Source organism: Heterorhizobium halophytocola, from assembly GCF_017873095.1.
GTDB classification, from domain to species: domain Bacteria; phylum Pseudomonadota; class Alphaproteobacteria; order Rhizobiales; family Rhizobiaceae; genus Allorhizobium; species Allorhizobium halophytocola.
The window spans coordinates 316,726-332,903 of the sequence record NZ_JAGGJU010000002.1 but is presented as its reverse complement, the minus strand read 5'-3'; the positions used below and the strand labels follow the sequence as shown (position 1 = coordinate 332,903).

Annotated in this window: 13 protein-coding genes; 10 read left to right on the top strand and 3 right to left on the bottom strand. The window is 62.6% G+C overall.

The window, feature by feature from the left end; all coding sequences use genetic code 11:
* The first annotated feature begins 57 nt into the window (after window positions 1-57).
* Window positions 58-969, top strand: coding sequence for a LysR family transcriptional regulator (locus J2Z17_RS04760; protein ID WP_209942689.1), 912 nt, complete (start codon window positions 58-60; stop codon window positions 967-969).
* A 214-nt stretch (window positions 970-1,183) separates the two neighbouring features.
* A complete protein-coding gene (locus tag J2Z17_RS04755) occupies window positions 1,184-3,448 on the top strand; it encodes a cation:proton antiporter domain-containing protein (RefSeq protein WP_209942687.1) in 2,265 nt (754 codons plus the stop codon).
* Window positions 3,449-3,457: 9 nt separating this feature from the next.
* On the opposite strand, the gene J2Z17_RS04750 is transcribed toward J2Z17_RS04755, so the two are convergent.
* Entirely contained in the window at window positions 3,458-4,087 is a 630-nt protein-coding gene (locus tag J2Z17_RS04750; RefSeq protein WP_209942685.1) for a LuxR C-terminal-related transcriptional regulator, read from the bottom strand.
* A gap of 235 nt (window positions 4,088-4,322) precedes the next feature.
* On the opposite strand from J2Z17_RS04750, the gene J2Z17_RS04745 reads away from it, so the two are divergent.
* Entirely contained in the window at window positions 4,323-6,026 is a 1,704-nt protein-coding gene (locus tag J2Z17_RS04745) for an ATP-binding response regulator (protein WP_209942683.1), read from the top strand.
* A 202-nt stretch (window positions 6,027-6,228) separates the two neighbouring features.
* A complete protein-coding gene (locus J2Z17_RS04740; RefSeq protein WP_209942681.1) occupies window positions 6,229-6,543 on the top strand; it encodes a hypothetical protein in 315 nt (104 codons plus the stop codon).
* 133 nt (window positions 6,544-6,676) lie between these two features.
* Here J2Z17_RS04740 and rhaI read toward each other — a convergent pair whose 3' ends face one another.
* Together rhaI and J2Z17_RS04730 are read right to left on the bottom strand one after the other, a co-directional pair.
* Window positions 6,677-7,957: an L-rhamnose catabolism isomerase gene (rhaI, locus tag J2Z17_RS04735; protein ID WP_209942680.1), complete on the bottom strand. Its 1,281-nt coding sequence runs from the start codon at window positions 7,955-7,957 to the stop codon at window positions 6,677-6,679.
* A gap of 67 nt (window positions 7,958-8,024) precedes the next feature.
* Window positions 8,025-10,127: a bifunctional rhamnulose-1-phosphate aldolase/short-chain dehydrogenase gene (locus tag J2Z17_RS04730; protein ID WP_209942679.1), complete on the bottom strand. Its 2,103-nt coding sequence runs from the start codon at window positions 10,125-10,127 to the stop codon at window positions 8,025-8,027.
* A gap of 184 nt (window positions 10,128-10,311) precedes the next feature.
* Between J2Z17_RS04730 and J2Z17_RS04725 the strand changes: the two genes are divergently transcribed.
* The 6 genes from J2Z17_RS04725 to rhaM all read left to right on the top strand — a co-directional run bounded on the left by J2Z17_RS04725 (window position 10,312) and on the right by rhaM (window position 16,178).
* Window positions 10,312-11,115 carry a DeoR/GlpR family DNA-binding transcription regulator gene (locus J2Z17_RS04725; protein WP_209942678.1) on the top strand — a complete coding sequence of 268 codons (804 nt, stop codon included), beginning with the start codon at window positions 10,312-10,314 and terminating at the stop codon, window positions 11,113-11,115.
* Between the two features lie 43 nt (window positions 11,116-11,158).
* Window positions 11,159-12,163, top strand: a complete 1,005-nt coding sequence (gene rhaS / locus J2Z17_RS04720; RefSeq protein WP_209942677.1) for a rhamnose ABC transporter substrate-binding protein — start codon at window positions 11,159-11,161, stop codon at window positions 12,161-12,163.
* A gap of 154 nt (window positions 12,164-12,317) precedes the next feature.
* Window positions 12,318-13,877, top strand: coding sequence for a sugar ABC transporter ATP-binding protein (locus J2Z17_RS04715; RefSeq protein ID WP_209942969.1), 1,560 nt, complete (start codon window positions 12,318-12,320; stop codon window positions 13,875-13,877).
* Entirely contained in the window at window positions 13,874-14,854 is a 981-nt protein-coding gene (locus J2Z17_RS04710) for an ABC transporter permease (RefSeq protein ID WP_209942676.1), read from the top strand. Before J2Z17_RS04715 ends, J2Z17_RS04710 begins: the two co-directional genes overlap by 4 nt.
* Complete coding sequence (locus J2Z17_RS04705; protein ID WP_209942675.1) at window positions 14,851-15,852, top strand: ABC transporter permease; 1,002 nt, start codon at window positions 14,851-14,853, stop codon at window positions 15,850-15,852. Before J2Z17_RS04710 ends, J2Z17_RS04705 begins: the two co-directional genes overlap by 4 nt.
* The gene (gene rhaM, locus J2Z17_RS04700; RefSeq protein ID WP_209942673.1) at window positions 15,849-16,178 is read left to right on the top strand and encodes an L-rhamnose mutarotase; all 330 of its coding nucleotides are present in this window, start codon (window positions 15,849-15,851) and stop codon (window positions 16,176-16,178) included. Before J2Z17_RS04705 ends, rhaM begins: the two co-directional genes overlap by 4 nt.

The following is a 16,178-nucleotide window of genomic DNA, read 5'->3' as shown; positions in this document are numbered from 1 at the left end:
ATCACACTATTCCAAATTTCGAACAATGCTGCACTGCATACTGACAGGATCGGACCTATGGATCAGCTATCTGCCATGCGAGCCTTCTTGCGAGTCGTCGAGACCGGCAATTTCACCCGCGCCGCCGAAGCCCTTCGCATGCCCAAGGCCACCGTCACCAATCTCATCCAGGGGCTGGAAGCGCATTTGCAGACCAAGCTTCTCAACCGTACCACCCGCAGGGTCATGGTGACGACCGACGGCGCACTCTACTACGAGCGCGCCGCCCAGATTGTCTCCGAAGTGGACGAACTCGATGGCAGCCTCTCCAATGCCCAGAGCAGTCCCGCCGGACGTCTCAGGGTGGAAATGGCCGGCGCCTTTGCCGACTGGATCGTCATTCCCCGGCTGATCGACTTCTACAAGCGCTATCCAGACATCCGCATCGATCTCGGCGTCGGCGATCGGCCGGTCGACTATCTTGCCGAGAATGTCGACTGCGCCCTGCGTGGCGGGCCGCCGGCCAACCAGTCGCTGATCACCCGGCGGGTCGCCGACATGGGCATGATCGCCTGCGCGGCGCCCCGCTATCTCGAAAAATTCGGCACGCCGCAGCATCCCGCAGACCTCGAAAAAGGCCATTACTGCGTGCGCTACTTCATGGCGCAGACCGGGCGGACCATTCCCTTCGAGTTTCACCGCGACGGCGAAACGGTCGTCGTCGACAGCCGCTACATCGTCTCGGTCAATGATGCCCGCAGCTTCGTCACGGCGGCGACGACCGGCCTCGGTGTCGTGCTCCTGCCCCGCTTCATGGTGATCGACTCGCTGGAGCGCGGCGAACTGGTCGAGATCCTGCACGCGTGGGACGCCGAGCCGATCCCGCTCTATATTGTCTATCCGCCCAACCGCCATCTCAGCAACAAGGTGCGCGTCTTCGTCGACTGGCTGGTAAAATTGCTGGGCGAGACGAATATGGCATCGCGCTGACTGTTCGGTCTTCGGCTGCCCTGCTACAGCATTTCCAGGAAACGTGTGGTCGCGGTTTTCCGTCCGGACATGCGTAGGAACAAAAAGCCAGAGCCCGTCCGGTGAGAGCATGTTTACCGGACGGGCTCCAGGGAGCTTGGGAGCGCCGGAAGCCTGCCAGGAAACCTGCGACCCGTCCGTGCGTTATGGGCAGCCAAATAGGAGTGCCGGCAGTATGCCGCAAATTGCGAAGTCTTGGTCTTTCCGTCTTTCCCTGCTTCTGGTCCTGCCGCTCATTCTTGCCTCCACCGCCCTGGCCGCCAATGCGCCGAAGGCCGAGGGCCCGTCCGAAGCGCTGTTCCTCATCCAGGTCATCATCCTCGTCGTCGTCGGGCGGCTGCTTGGCGAGGCCATGGTGCGCATCGGCCAGCCGTCGATCATGGGACAGATCATCGGCGGGATCCTGCTCGGTCCATCGGTATTCGGCCTGATCTGGCCCGACATGCAGCTCAGCCTGTTCCCGACGGATGTCGCGCAAAAGAGCATGACCAATGCGGTCGGCCAGCTCGGCATCCTCTTCCTCCTGCTGCTGGCCGGCATGGAAACCGATCTCGGCCTCGCCATCCGCCTGCGCAGGGCTGCCGCCGGCGTCTCGCTTACCGGCATCGCCATTCCCTTCGCGCTCGGCTTCACGCTCGGCGAACTGATCCCGGCCGACTATATCCCCGACCCCGACAAGCGGCTCGTCACCGCGCTGTTTCTCGGCACGGCGCTTTCCATCTCCTCGGTCAAGATCGTGGCGTCGGTGGTGCGCGAGATGGACTTCATGCGGCGCAATATCGGCCAGTTGATCGTCGCTTCGGCGATCATCGACGACACCGTCGGCTGGGTGATCATCGCCGTCACCTTCAGCCTGGCTGAAAAGGGTGCCGTCGATCTGCCGACGCTCGCCAGAAGCGTCATCGGCACGCTCGCCTTCATGGCCTTCAGCTTCACCATCGGCCGGCGGATTGTCTTCGAGATCATCCGCTGGACCAATGACCGGTTCAAGAGCGACCTGCCGGTGCTGAGCGCCATCATCGCCATCATGGGTGGCATGGCAATCATCACCGACCTGATCGGCGTGCACACCGTCCTCGGCGCCTTCGTCGCCGGCATCCTGGTCGGCGAATCGCCGATCCTGACACGACAGATCGACATGCAGCTGCGGGCACTGACCACAGCCCTGTTCATGCCGGTATTCTTCGGCCTCACCGGCCTGCAGACCGATCTCAGCGTGCTCTCCGACATGCCGACGCTGATCTTTGCCGGCGTGGTGATCCTGATCGCCAGCCTCGGCAAGTTCGGTGGCGCCTTTGCCGCCGCCAAGATCGGCGGCTATTCCCGCGCCGAGGCGCTGGCACTCGGCTGCGGCATGAATGCCCGCGGCTCGACCGAGGTCATCGTCGCCACCATCGGCCTGTCGGTCGGCGTGCTCGACGAGCGACTGTTCTCGGTGATCGTCGCCATGGCGGTGATCACCACCATGGCCATGCCGCCGACCCTGCGCTGGGCCTTGAAGCGCCTGCCGATGCGCGAAGACGAGAAGAGCCGGCTCGAACGGGAAAAGTTCGAGGAGACGAGCTACATGTCGCGCTTCGAGCGCATCCTGCTGGCCGGCGACCGGTCCGAAAGCAGCGACCTCGCCGCCCGCATCGCCGGCCATTTCGCCGCCCTGCGCAAGATGCCGATCTCGGTCCTTGATGTCACCGGTAATCCCGAAGACGAGGAACAGGTCGAAAAATCCGATGAGCGCGCAGCCAAGATGGTCGAAGCGGTCAACCGCGCGGCGACCCGCGTGGTCGAGAACGCCGAGGGCGAAGCGGACGTCAAGGCCGCCGACATTCATGTCACGGTGCGCTCGAAGGAAGGCAAGCTGATCGACCTTCTCGGCGAGGATTCCGAAAAGGGCCACGACCTGCTGTTTGCCGGTGTCGAACCGACGGCCGCCAGAGGCGGCGGTTTCGACAAGCGGCTGACGGAAATGTCGACAGCCTTTGCCGGCACCACGGCGATCATCTCGTCGCGCGGCACCATGCCGAAGGACGGCAAGGCGCTGAAGATCCTGGTGCCGATCTCCGGCACGACACGCTCGACGCGGGCGGCCGAATTCGCCGCCGTCCTCGCCAAGGCGGCCAATTGCGAGATCGCGGCGCTCTACATCACCGAGCCGCAGGCGGCCCGCTCGCGCCCGAGGCTCAGTGACGTGACCGACGTCCACCGCGAGGCCTTCAAGAAGATCGACGAGATCGCCGGCTTCTACGAACTCGAGATCGAGAAGATCGTCCAGAGCAGCGGCAGCCCGGAACTTTCCATCCTCAAGCGGGCGCGCCTCAAGGGCTTCAACCTGATCGTCATGGGGGTCAGTCGCCGCGAAGGCGACCGCCTGTCCTATGGCACGATCGCCGATACCTTGCTGGAATCCTCGGATCGCTCGATCGTCTTCATCGAAACCGAGTAAGGGACCGGTTCAAAGCCCGGCGGCCACGGCCTTTGCCGCCGCCGCCGCGCGCGACCCGACCTTCAGGCTGCGCAGCAGCGCCGAGACATGGATGCGCACGGTATAGGGCGAGATTTCGAGGATTCTAGCGATTTCCTTGTTCGACTTTCCCTCGGCGATCAGCTTCAGCACGTCGATCTGGCGCGCGGTGAGTTGGGCCAGTTCCGGCCCGTCGCCACTGACCGCCGGCAGAAACTCGCCGCTCGATTCGGTCTTCAACACGAATTCGCCGTTGCGGATGGCCTCCAGTGCCGCGACGATCTCGGCCGGCGACACGGTCTTCGATATGAAGCCGTCCGCGCCTTTCAGCACGACATCCTCGATCACCTCCATGTCGTCCATCATCGAGACCACGACAATCTGGGCGTCCGGAAATTCGGCCCGAAGGCCGGTGATCGACACGGGGATTTCAAGGCCGGGAAACAAGAGATCGAGCACGAACATCCGTGGCGGCATGTCGCTTCTGGCAATCGCCAGGACGTCGTCCATGCAGGCGGCTTCGGTGACCGCCGCCGCCGGCGCAACGCGCTGCACCAGCCGGCGCAATCCATCCCGGAATACCGGGTGATCGTCCCCGACGACGATCCGCTCGTTTTCCATGCAAATCGTCTTTCCGTCGCAATGCGAGGCCAACGCAAGAACCGGCACCCGGGACCCGACCGCCTTGCCGGTCGAGAACGGGCACTAAAAGCGTACGCATTATCATGTTATAAGCATAGTACGGTATAGCACATCCGTACTATTTCGCCGCTCTTGCCGTCTGTGGTGCAAAGCCTCCGGCTGCTGCCTTTGGCATGACTGCGGATGAACGTTCGGCACGGGGACCAGGAATTTGATGGCAGCAGATCTCAGCGGGTTCTTCCGGACGCGGCCCTTCGCGCGGGAGACCGAGCCCACCGCCCGGCTCGGCGAACGCAGCCAGGCCTTGATCCGGCTGTTCGTCGCTGCCGCCAACATCGCCTATGTCAGCGTCATAACGTCCAGTTACGTCCCGGTCGGACCGATCGCCGCGCATCACGCCACGGCAATCCTGATCTATCTCTGCGTCTATATTCTGGTGGCACTTGGCATTCTCACGGCCGTGATCCGCAGACCCGGGATCAATCATGCCCGGCGCATCCTTTCGATGTGCCACGACTATTCCGGCATGTGCCTGGCGATGAGCCTCGGCGGCGAAGCCATGCTGCCGGTCTTTGCCTCGCTATTGTGGGTGACGGTCGGCAACGGCCTCAGATTCGGCCCCCGTTATCTGTTGATCGCCACCGTGATGGCCATCATCACGCTCTGCATCACCACGGTCTTCTCGCCCTATTGGCAATCCAATCCCTTCATGGTGCTGACGCTGATCGTCACCTCGCTGATCGTGCCTGTCTATATCGCCAGCCTGCTGCGCGAAAACCGGAGGGTGACCGAGGAGGCTATCGAGGCCAATATCGCCAAGTCGCGTTTCCTGGCGCAGGCCAGTCACGACCTGCGCCAGCCGATCCATGCCATCAGCCTCTTTACCGCCTGCCTCCGGGATGCCGGCCTGCAGGCCGAGGAGCGCCAGATGGTCGACAATATCGATCGATCGCTGCAGAGCGTCTCCCGCCTTTTCCGCTCGCTGCTCGACATTTCCACCTTGGACAGCGGCAAGGTGGTGCCGTTGCGCGAACCGATCGCCCTGTCCGATGTGTTCGACGAGGTCATCGCGCAGAATGCCCAGGCGGCCGAATGGGCGAATGTGACGCTCCATGCGGTGCCGTCGAAGCTGCATGTCTTCGCCGACCCGACACTGCTCGGCACCATGCTGCAGAACATCGTCTCCAACGCGCTGAAATATGCGCCGGGGCGGCCTGTCCTGATCGGCTGTCGGCGGCGCGGAGGCCGGATTGCCATCGAGGTCCACGACCGTGGCGACGGCATCACGGCCGAGCATCTGCCGCATCTGTTCGAGGAATTCTACCAGATCCGGGAACGCGGCGACAAGGATGTCGAGGGCGTCGGCCTCGGCCTGTCGATCGTGCGCCGGCTCGCACGCCTGATGGAACTCGACGTGTCGATCCGCTCGAAGCCCGGGCGCGGCACCAGCGTCGTCATCGACGATCTCGTCGTCGCCTCGCCCAGAATTCGTCGCAAGGACCCCGCCCGCAAGTCGCCGCTCGACCAGATGAAAGGCTTGCGCGTGCTGCTGGTCGAGGACGACGAGGACGTGCTTCTGGCAACCGCGAGCCTGCTGGAGAAATGGGGGTGCAAGGTCGAAGCTGCCACCGCCGTGCCGGAGGCGGTGCCGGACTGCGACATGCTGATCACGGATTTCGATCTCGGCGCCAAGACCACCGGCACCGATTGCATTCTGGAGGTGCGCGCCGCTCTTGGCGGCGACATTCCGGCGATCGTGATGACCGGCCATGATGAAAACCGGGTGCGGGTCGACCTCGACGACGAGACCATCCCGATCCTCGCCAAACCGGTGCGCCCATCCGAATTACGCTCGACGATCTTTGCCCAGCTGATCCGCACGTCACGCGCGTCGGAACTGCAGTCCGCAGCTCGGTAATTTCATTAAAAATTGAGTGATACCGGACACTTATCATCCAATTGCGACTGAGACCAATAGCACATCTGCACTAATGGATTTCATCGCTTGCGCATGCAAATGCGTAGATCGCCGCCGGCTGATCGCCATGCGGCTTTGATCAGGAAGCAGCAGGTCCGCAACGCCCCCGCAGCCGGTGCCCTGCCTGCATAGAGGGATGATAATGATTAGCAAAATTCTCGCCGGGCTCTCATGCCTGGTGCTTCTGGGTGGCCTGACGTCATGCCAGAGCGCGCAGGAATCGGCAACCAGCGCCCAGATGACATGTAGCGCCCAGGGCCTAAAGCCAGGCACCAGCCGGTATGAAAAATGTGTCGGCGCGACCTATCAGAGCAATCGCCAGCAGTCGCAACAGGCCGAAAACGCAGCCGTGGCTGGCGCCGCTGTCGGCGTTATCGGTGGTGCCGTGCTCGGCGCCAGCCTTGACCGCCATCACCACTATTACCGCCGCTGCGGCCCCTGGGGCTGCTATTACTGACATCCGATCTCAGCGCCACGCCGGCGTGGCGCTGAGAATGAATTAAAGGGCGGGCATTTTATCCGAAAGGCAAGCGCCGGAAGAGCACCACCCAAACGCCAAAGCCGTTGTGCGACGCCGCCCTTCGCGCTTCCTAGACGATTCCACCGCCTGCACCGGATACCGCCGGTCTCTCCCCGGCAACCTTCGCCCTATATCCGGAGGCGCGAAACGCGCTTACAGGGTCGATCGCCGCCCCTTTTTCCAGCCGCGCCATGGCCAGGATCGGCTCGACATCGGTGCGGAAGGCCTTTTTCAGGGTACCCGTCGCCATCAATGCGTCATTCTCTTCCTGATAGCCCTTGAGCTTGGCCCGGTCGACGAGAAGCGCGCTGGCATAGGCCCGCTGCACTTCCATGGCAGACACCATCAGGCTTTCGATCGGATCGGTCACATTGTGCGACTGGTCGAGCATATGGGCGGGATCGAAGCCTTCGGCCGCACGCATTTCGGCATCCACCAGCTCGTTGAAGACCAGGAACAGGCGGTAAGGATCGATCGAGCCCGTATCGAGATCGTCATCGCCATATTTGCTGTCGTTGAAATGGAAGCCGCCGAGCTTGCCGAACTGCACCAGGCGGGCAACGATCATCTCGATATTGACGTTCGGCGCGTGGTGGCCGAGATCGACCAGGCAGAAGGCCTTCGGCCCGAGCTCCTTTGCGATCATGTAATTCGTGCCCCAGTCCTGCACGACGGTCGAATAGAAGGCAGGCTCGTACATCTTGTGCTCGGAAAAGATCCGCCAGTCCTCCGGCAGCGCCTTGTAGACGTCTTTCATCGCGTCGAGATAGCGCTCGAACTGGCGGGTGAAATTCGTCTGGCCGGGAAAGTTCGAGCCATCGCCGATCCAGACCGTCAGCGCCTTCGAACCGATCGCCCGGCCGATCTCGATACATTCGATATTGTGCTCGACCGCCTGCTGCCGCGTCGCCGCATCGGCATTGGACAGCGAGCCGAACTTGTAGGAAAGCGGCTGATCCGCCTGGTCCTGGAAGGTATTGGAGTTCATCGCATCGAAGGATAGGCCCGTCTCTTCCGCCTTCCCCTTCAGATCGGCCGGGTCGGCCTTGTCCCAGGGAATATGCAGCGACACGCTTGGCGTCGCCCCGGTCAGGTCGTGGATGACGGCGCAATCGTCGAGCTTGTCGAAGATGTTGCGCGGCTCGCCGGGACCGGGAAACCGGGCAAAGCGGGTGCCGCCGGTGCCGACGCCCCAGGAGGGCACGGCAACGCCGTAGCCCGCCACCTTGTGCTTGATGGCCCCGATGTCGATGCCGCGGCGATGCAGGTGTTCGCCGAGCGCATCATAGTCGCGGCGCAGGCCAGCCTCGGCCGCATCATTGGCCTTGGCAATTGCGGATTGATCGATCATGTCTCCTCCCGACATCTGCCGTCAGCGCGGTCGCCCGCACCCACAGATGCATGCTCCTCGTTTCATCTCAGCGCGTAAAGGCCTGCACATTGCCGGCATCGACATTGATGATGTTGCCGGTCGATTTGGAGGACGCTTCGCAGGCGAAGAAATAGGTCGCCTCGGCGATGTCTTCCGGCAGGACCGAACGCTTCAGCAGCGAGCGCTGGCGATACATTTCCTCCAGTCCGTCCTTGTCGGTCTTGTAGGTCGAGGCGCGCTGGTCGAGCCATTCGCCGGACCAGATCTTCGACCCACGCAGCACCGCGTCCGGGTTGACGACATTGACGCGGATGCCGTGCGGCGCACCTTCGAGTGCCAGGCAGCGGGCGAGATGGATCTCCGAGGCCTTGGCGGTGCAATAGGCCGAAGCGCCGGGCGAGGCGGCAAGCCCGTTCTTCGAGGCGATGAACACGATCGAGCCGCCGAGATCCTGTGCCTTCAGCATGCGGAAAGCGGCCCGCGAGACGAGGAAATAGCCGGTCGACAGGATCGACATGTTGCGGTTCCAGAGTTCCAGCGTCGTGTCTTCGACGGGCGCCGAAGACGCGATGCCGGCATTGGACACGACGATGTCGACGCCGCCGAATTCGACGGCCATGTCGGCATAGGCCTCATCGACGGCATTTTCGTCGGTGACGTTCATCGAGACGGTGCGCACGACATCCTTGGAATACCGCCCGGCGAAATTGCTCATCGTCTTGTCCAGGGCCTCGGCGTCGATGTCGGCGAGGACGACGCAGGCCCCCTCGCCCAGAAGCCGCTCGGCGGTCGCCGAACCGATGCCGCCGGCACCGCCGGTGACGATCGCCACCCGGCCGGCAAGGCTTTTCGGCTTCGGCATGCGCTGGAGCTTCGCTTCCTCGAGCAACCAGTATTCAATGTCGAAGGCTTCCTGTTCCGGCAGGCCGCAATAGGTCGATACCGTCGACGCCCCCCGCATGACATTGATCGCGTTGGTATAGAATTCGCCGGAAATCCGGGCCGTCGCCTTGTCCTTGGCGAAGGTCAGCATGCCGACCCCCGGCACCAGATAGACCACCGCATTCGGATCGCGGATCGCGGGACTGTCGGCATGGCGGCAGCGTTCATAATAGGCCGTGTAGTCCTCGCGATATTGCGCGACACTGCCGACCAGACTGTCGAGCGTGGCGGCGAGATCAGGACTTGCCGGATTGAAATCGACCACCAGCGGGCGGATCTTGGTGCGCAGGAAATGGTCCGGGCAGGAGGTGCCGAGTGCCGCCAGCGCCTCCATGTCCTTAGCGCAGACGAATTGCAGCACCGCATCGCTGTCATCGAAATGACCGACCATGTGCACCTGCTTGGAGATCATGCCGCGAATCGCCGGCATCAGCGCCGCTGCCACCTTGCGCCGTTCGGCAGGACCGAGCGGCCGGTGCTTCTCACCGCCGAACACGGTCTTACCGGCAGTCTCCGTCTCGAACCAGGCGATGGCGCGGTTGATGATCTCGATCGTCGTGTCGTAGCATTGCTCGGCCGTGTCGGCCCAGGTGAACAGGCCGTGGCTTTCCAGCACCACGCCCTTGGCATCAGGGTTCTTCAGGCAGAAGTCCTCGAGCCACAGGCCCAATTCATAGCCCGGCCGCTTCCACGGCAGCCAGCCGATCGCGTCGCCGAAGATCTGTTTCGTCAGGTCGCGGCTGTTGTCCGAGGCGGCGATCGCGATGATCGCGTCCGGATGCATGTGGTCGACATGCTTCTTCGGCACATAGGCGTGCAGCGGCGTGTCGATCGAGGCTGCCCGTGGGTTGAGGTTGAAGGTGCAATGCGGCAGGTAGCCGACCATCTCGTCTTCGAATTCCACACCGCGATATATGCCCTTCAGCGCGTTCAGCTTGTCCATGTAGAGAGTGGAGAAACCGTCCATTTTGATCGTGCCGACATCGCCGCCCGAGCCCTTGACCCAGAGCACCTCGACCATCTGACCGGTCAGCGGATCCTTTTCCATCACCTTGGCCGAGGTATTGCCGCCGCCGTAATTGGTCACCCGCTTGTCGGAGCCCAGAATGTTGGACCGATAGAGCAGCAATTCCGGCTCACTCATGCCGGCGGCGCGGTCCTTGTCCCACAGGTTCGCAAGCCGCGAACCGGCATCGATGTTCAGCATGAACGCTCCTCCAAAGGCATTTCGTCAAATGGACGTTTCGCCATATCGTTGCGCTCACCGACACCAAAGTCAATCACAAACGATCATAAATAGTCATATTGCGCCGCACAATGATTATTTATGATCGTTTGTGATTGACAATGCCGGGTTTCGGTGAAAATCTCGGATCTGGGAGAACGGTCGAATGCACGAGAAGGAACGCCATCGAATCATCTTGTCCGCGGTGCAGGAAAAACCTGTGGTCACCGTGACGGAGATGGTGGAACTGACGGAATCGTCGGAAGCGACGATCCGCCGGGACATCGCGACCCTGCATGTGCAAAAGAAGCTGCGCCGCGTGCGTGGCGGCGCAGAATCGATCAATCCGCCGCAATTCGTCGGTCTGGCCGGCCGCCCGTTCAGCGTCAACCAGACGCTCAACATCGCTCAGAAGCGCGCAATTGCGCTCCGGGCCGTCGAGCTGTGCGAGGATGGCGATCCGATCATCATCAATGGTGGCACGACCACCTTTCAGATGGTCCACCCGCTGGCGACCAAGCGCTGCCAGGTGTTCACCAATTCCTTTCCGATCGCCGAGCACCTGCTGAAGAACTCGAAGAATACCATCATGCTTTCGGGCGGAGTGATCTATCGGGAGCAGAACATCATTCTCAGCCCCTTCGACAACGACGTGACGCGCAATTTCTACGCAAAGCGCATGTTCATGGGCGCGCAGGGCCTCAGCCATCTCGGCCTGATGGAGGCGGATCCGCTGCTCATCCAGGCCGAGCAGAAACTGATCGACCAGGCCGACGAACTCGTCGTACTGGCCGATTCCTCGAAATTCCGCAAACGCTCGAGCCTCATTCTCTGCCGGCTGGAGCGGATCGCAACCGTCATCACGGACAACGGAATTCGCGACGAAGAACGGCAGATGCTGGAGGCGGAGGGCATCGCCGTGATCATAGCGGATAAGGCAGCAGCAGAGCGAACGTCCTCAGTGGCTTGAGCGCCGGGGGGAGGACATCAACATCAAAGGGAGGAACTTCACCATGAAACTGTTCAAGGCATTGGCGCTGACCACAGCGCTCGCGGCCGCAATGATGACGACCCAGGCCATGACCACGGACGCCATGGCGGCCGAGCGGGTCGCGCTGGTCGTCAAGTCGCTCGGCAACGGCTTCTTCGACGCCGCCAACAAGGGTGCACAGGATGCCGCAAAGGAAATCGGTGACGTGGAGGTCATCTACACCGGACCGACCTCGGCCACCGCCGAAGGCCAGATCGAGATCGTCAATTCGCTGATTGCCCAGCAGGTCGACGCGATCGCGATTTCGGCCAATGACCCGGATGCGCTGGTGCCGGTGCTGAAAAAGGCGATGGACCGCGGCATCAAGGTGATCTCCTGGGATTCCGGCGTGGCGCCCGAGGGTCGCATGCTGCACCTCAACCCGTCGGATACCAATCTGATCGGTGAAACCATCATCAAGCTTGCCGCCGACCACCTGCCCGATGGCGGCGATGTCGCGATCCTCTCGGCCTCGTCGACGGCCAACAACCAGAATGCCTGGATCGATGCGGCCAAGAAGATCCTGCCGGAGAAATTCCCGAAGATCAATCTGGTCGCGACCGTCTATGGCGACGACGACTCGGTCAAGTCGACCAACGAGGCCAAGGGCCTGATCTCCAGCTATCCGAATCTGAAGGCGATCATCGCACCGACCACTGTCGGCGTGGTTGCAGCCGCCCAGGTGGTCACCGACCAGAACCTGATCGGCAAGATCAACGTCACCGGTCTGGCGCTTCCGTCCGAGTTCAAGCAGTTCATCGACAATGGCGCGTCGCAGGCGGTGGCGCTCTGGAACCCGATCGATCTCGGCTATTCCGCGGTCTATCTGAGCCATGACCTGATCGGCGGCGCGGAGGCCAAGCCCGGCGCCAAGCTGTCGATCGGCAAGGTCGGCGAAATCACCCTCGACGACACGAATGCGGCGGCGATGGCAGCCCCGTTCACCTTCGACAAGTCGAATATCGAAGAGTTCTCGAAGATCTACTGATCCCTACCGGGACCGACCGGCGGCGCCTTGCCGCCGGTCGATGACCGCGCAGCAGCCGTTGCGGCCGCAGCGCCGATGCGCGCCTTTCCCGGACGCGTCGCGTGAGGCCGAAACCCGAACAGACGAAGCGCCGATGCCCATGACCCAGCAATCCATGCCGCAAACCGCGAGACGACCCCAACCGGTACCGCCGGCCGAAACGGCAGCGCTGACGCCGCGGATCGCGCTTGCCGGCATCACCAAGACATTTCCGGGCGTGCGCGCGCTGAACGCAGTGGCGCTCGAACTTTATCCGGGCCAGGTGACGGCACTGATCGGCGAAAATGGCGCCGGCAAGTCGACACTGGTCAAGACCATGACCGGCATCTACCAGCCCGACGCGGGCGAAATCCGGATCGACGGCAAGCCTGTTCATCTCGCCTCGCCGCATTCCGCCTTCAAGCTCGGCATTACCGCGATCCACCAGGAAACCGTTCTGTTCGACGAGCTGAGCGTGGCCGAAAACATCTTTCTCGGCCATGCGCCGAAGACCCGGTTCAGGACGATCGACTGGAAGACCATGCGCGACAAGGCCCGCACGCTGCTGGCCGAAATCGGCGCCGGTCACATCGACGCGGATACCCGGCTGAAGGATCTGTCGATCGCCAACAAGCATCTGGTCGCCGTCGCCCGCGCCCTTTCGATCGACGCCAATGTCGTCATCATGGACGAGCCGACGGCCGCCCTGTCGCACAAGGAGATCGGCGACCTGTTCCAGCTGATCGAACTGTTGAAGAAAAACGGCAAGGCGATCCTGTTCATCAGCCACAAGTTCGACGAAATCTACCGCATCGCCGACCGCTATACCGTGTTCCGCGACGGCGAACTGGTGGCAAGCGGGCTGCTCAAGGACACCAGCCAGAACGAGATCGTCAAGATGATGGTCGGCCGTTCTGTCGACAAGGTCTTCCCCAAGCAGCAGGTCGCGCTCGGCGACACCGTTCTCACCGTCTCCGGCTATTGCCACCCGACCGAATTCGCCGATATCGGCTTCACCCTCAGAAAAGGCGAGATCCTCGGCTTCTACGGCCTGGTGGGTGCCGGCCGCAGCGAGTTGATGCAGGCGCTGATCGGCGTGACGAAGCCGTCGAAGGGTGCCGTCAGGATCGAGGACGAGATCGCCGTCATCCGCAGCCCGGCCGAGGCGATCGCCAAAGGCATCGTCTATGTGCCGGAGGAGCGCGGCAAGCAGGGCGTGGTGGTCGACCTGCCGATCGTGCAGAACATCTCGCTGCCCTCGCTCGACCGCACCTCACGGAAAGGCTTTCTGAAGCTGGCGGAGGAATTCGCGCTCGCCCGGGAATATGCAACCCGGCTCGATTTGCGCGCCGCCTCGCTCAGCCAGAATGCCGGCACGCTGTCGGGCGGCAACCAGCAAAAGGTGGTGATCGCCAAATGGCTGGCGACCAGGCCGCGCGTCATCATTCTTGACGAGCCGACCAAGGGCATCGACATCGGCTCGAAGGCCGCCGTGCACGCCTTCATGAGCGAACTTGCCGCAACCGGCCTTGCCGTCATCATGGTCTCCTCGGAGCTGCCTGAGGTCATGGGCATGAGCGACAGGATCGTCGTCATGCGCGAGGGACGGATCGCAAGCGTGCTCGAAAATGGCCCCGAGCTGAAGGCGGAAACGCTGGTGCGCGCCGCAGCCGGCATAGAGGAGGACGCGGCATGAAGGCGTTATTGCGCACCCGCGAATTCTGGCTCGGCATGATCGTGCTCGGCATGATCGTCGGCACGGCCATCCGGGCGCCCGGCTTTGCCAGCCCCGGCCATCTGGCCGACATCTTCAACGACACCGCGATCCTGATGATCCTGGCGCTCGGCCAGATGGCCGTCATCCTGACCCGCTCGATCGATCTCTCGATGGCCTCGAACCTGGCGCTGACCGGCATGATCGCAGCCCTGATCAACGCGGCCATGCCCGGCATCCCGATCCCGCTGCTGATGGTTTTCTGTGTTCTCTGCGGTCTCGTTCTGGGCGCCGTCAACGGCATCCTGATCTGGCGGCTCGGCATTCCGGCGATCGTCGTCACGCTCGGCACCCTCACCATCTATCGCGGCATCATCTTCCTGATCGCCGGCGGCCAGTGGGTCAATGCCGACGCGATGAGCCCGGCCTTCGTACAGTATACCCGCATCGAATTCCTCGGCCTGCCGCTGCTCTCCTGGTATGTGATCGTCATCGCCGCCGCGTTCTTCGTGGTGATGACCAGGACATCGCTCGGCCGGGCAATCTATGCGATCGGCGTCAACCCGACGGCCTCCGTCTATGCCGGCATCGATGTCGGACGCACCACCTTTCATGCCTTCCTGCTGTCAGGGGCGCTATCCGGTTTCTGCGGCTATCTCTGGGTGTCGCGCTATGTCATCGGCTCGGTCGAAGTCGCCAAGGGCTACGAACTGACCATTGTCGCGGCCTGCGTCATCGGTGGCATCTCGATTGCCGGTGGCGTCGGCACGGTCGCCGGCGCCCTGCTCGGGGCTGCCTTCCTCGGCGTCATCAACATGGCACTGCCTGTCATCAACATCTCGCCCTTCTGGCAGATGGCCATATCGGGGGCCGCGATCATTCTGGCCGTCGCGCTCAATGCCCGCGGCGAAAAGCGCGGCAACCGTCTCATTCTTCGCCAAACGGAGGCCGCGTCATGACAGACATGCCGCATGATACCAGGTTTATTCCCGACCGGCTGGACAGCCGGCTGCGGGGCACCCTCCTCTCCTGGCCGAGCCTGCTGCTTGTCGTCGCCATCGCCCTCTTCGTCATAAATTCCTTCGCGTCACCCTATTTCCTGTCGCCCTGGTCGCTGTCGGATGCCACCTTCAACTTCACCGAAAAGGCGCTGATCGCGCTGGCCATGGCGCTGCTGATCATCTCGGGCGAGATCGACCTGTCCGTTGCCTCGATCATCGCGCTCGCCTCGACGATGATGGGCCTTGCCCTCGAGATCGGTGTCGGCGTGCCCGGCCTGGTGGCGATCGGCATTGCGACCGGTCTTGTCTGCGGCGCCTTCAACGGCTTTCTCGTCACCGGTCTCGGCCTGCCGTCGATCGTGGTGACCATCGGCACGATGAGTTTCTTTCGCGGCATTTCCTACATCATCCTCGGCGACCAGGCGTTCAAGGGTTACCCGGCGGGCTTCGCCTTTTTCGGCCAGGGCTATGTCTGGTGGGTCGTCTCTTTCGAATTCGCCCTCTTTCTCGTCTTTGCCGTGCTCTATTACGTGCTGTTGCACGCCACGAATTTCGGCCGGCATATCTTCGTTATCGGCAATAATGCGCTGGCCGCCCGGTTTTCCGGCGTGCGCGTCGAGCGGGTGAAATTCCTGCTCTTCTGCCTGACGGGCGTGATGTCCGGCATCGCCTCGGTGCTGCTCACCTCCAGGCTTGCCTCGACCCGCCCGTCGATCGCCGTCGGCTGGGAGCTGGACGTCGTCACCATGGTGGTGCTCGGCGGTGTCGCCATCACCGGCGGTTCCGGCACCATCCAGGGCGTCTTCATCGCCGCCTTCATCATGGGCCTGGTCACCTTCGGCTTCGGCCTGCTGAACGTGCCGGGCATCGTCATGTCGGTCTTCATCGGTGCCCTGCTGATCTTCGTCATCGCCCTGCCGATCCTGTTTCGCAAGCTGAAGGGCCTGCGCGCATGACAGACACGGAGCTGGAAAGACACGCCTTCAAGATGCATCTCAATCCGGGCATGGCCGCGGAGTACAGGCGCCGTCATGATGCGATCTGGCCCGAACTTGTCGATCTGCTGCACCAGGCCGGGGTCTCCGATTATTCGATTTTCCTCGACGAGGAGACCCACACGCTGTTCGGCGTGCTGACGCGACGCCGCGACCACGCCATGGCCGCCCTGCCCGAGCATCCGGTGATGCAGAAATGGTGGGCGCATATGGCCGACATCATGGCGACCAACGCGCAAAACGAGCCGCTGTCGACAGACCTCCAATCCGTCTTCCACATGGCGTGA

What these genes read in the sequence shown, in the direction of transcription:
- J2Z17_RS04760 (WP_209942689.1), top strand. Translation starts at nt 58, where the DNA reads ATGGATCAGCTATCTGCCATGCGAGCCTTCTTGCGAGTCGTCGAGACC.
- J2Z17_RS04755 (WP_209942687.1), top strand. Translation starts at nt 1,184, where the DNA reads ATGCCGCAAATTGCGAAGTCTTGGTCTTTCCGTCTTTCCCTGCTTCTG.
- J2Z17_RS04750 (WP_209942685.1), bottom strand. Translation starts at nt 4,087, where the DNA reads ATGGAAAACGAGCGGATCGTCGTCGGGGACGATCACCCGGTATTCCGG.
- J2Z17_RS04745 (WP_209942683.1), top strand. Translation starts at nt 4,323, where the DNA reads ATGGCAGCAGATCTCAGCGGGTTCTTCCGGACGCGGCCCTTCGCGCGG.
- J2Z17_RS04740 (WP_209942681.1), top strand. Translation starts at nt 6,229, where the DNA reads ATGATTAGCAAAATTCTCGCCGGGCTCTCATGCCTGGTGCTTCTGGGT.
- rhaI (WP_209942680.1), bottom strand. Translation starts at nt 7,957, where the DNA reads ATGATCGATCAATCCGCAATTGCCAAGGCCAATGATGCGGCCGAGGCT.
- J2Z17_RS04730 (WP_209942679.1), bottom strand. Translation starts at nt 10,127, where the DNA reads ATGCTGAACATCGATGCCGGTTCGCGGCTTGCGAACCTGTGGGACAAG.
- J2Z17_RS04725 (WP_209942678.1), top strand. Translation starts at nt 10,312, where the DNA reads ATGCACGAGAAGGAACGCCATCGAATCATCTTGTCCGCGGTGCAGGAA.
- rhaS (WP_209942677.1), top strand. Translation starts at nt 11,159, where the DNA reads ATGAAACTGTTCAAGGCATTGGCGCTGACCACAGCGCTCGCGGCCGCA.
- J2Z17_RS04715 (WP_209942969.1), top strand. Translation starts at nt 12,318, where the DNA reads ATGCCGCAAACCGCGAGACGACCCCAACCGGTACCGCCGGCCGAAACG.
- J2Z17_RS04710 (WP_209942676.1), top strand. Translation starts at nt 13,874, where the DNA reads ATGAAGGCGTTATTGCGCACCCGCGAATTCTGGCTCGGCATGATCGTG.
- J2Z17_RS04705 (WP_209942675.1), top strand. Translation starts at nt 14,851, where the DNA reads ATGACAGACATGCCGCATGATACCAGGTTTATTCCCGACCGGCTGGAC.
- rhaM (WP_209942673.1), top strand. Translation starts at nt 15,849, where the DNA reads ATGACAGACACGGAGCTGGAAAGACACGCCTTCAAGATGCATCTCAAT.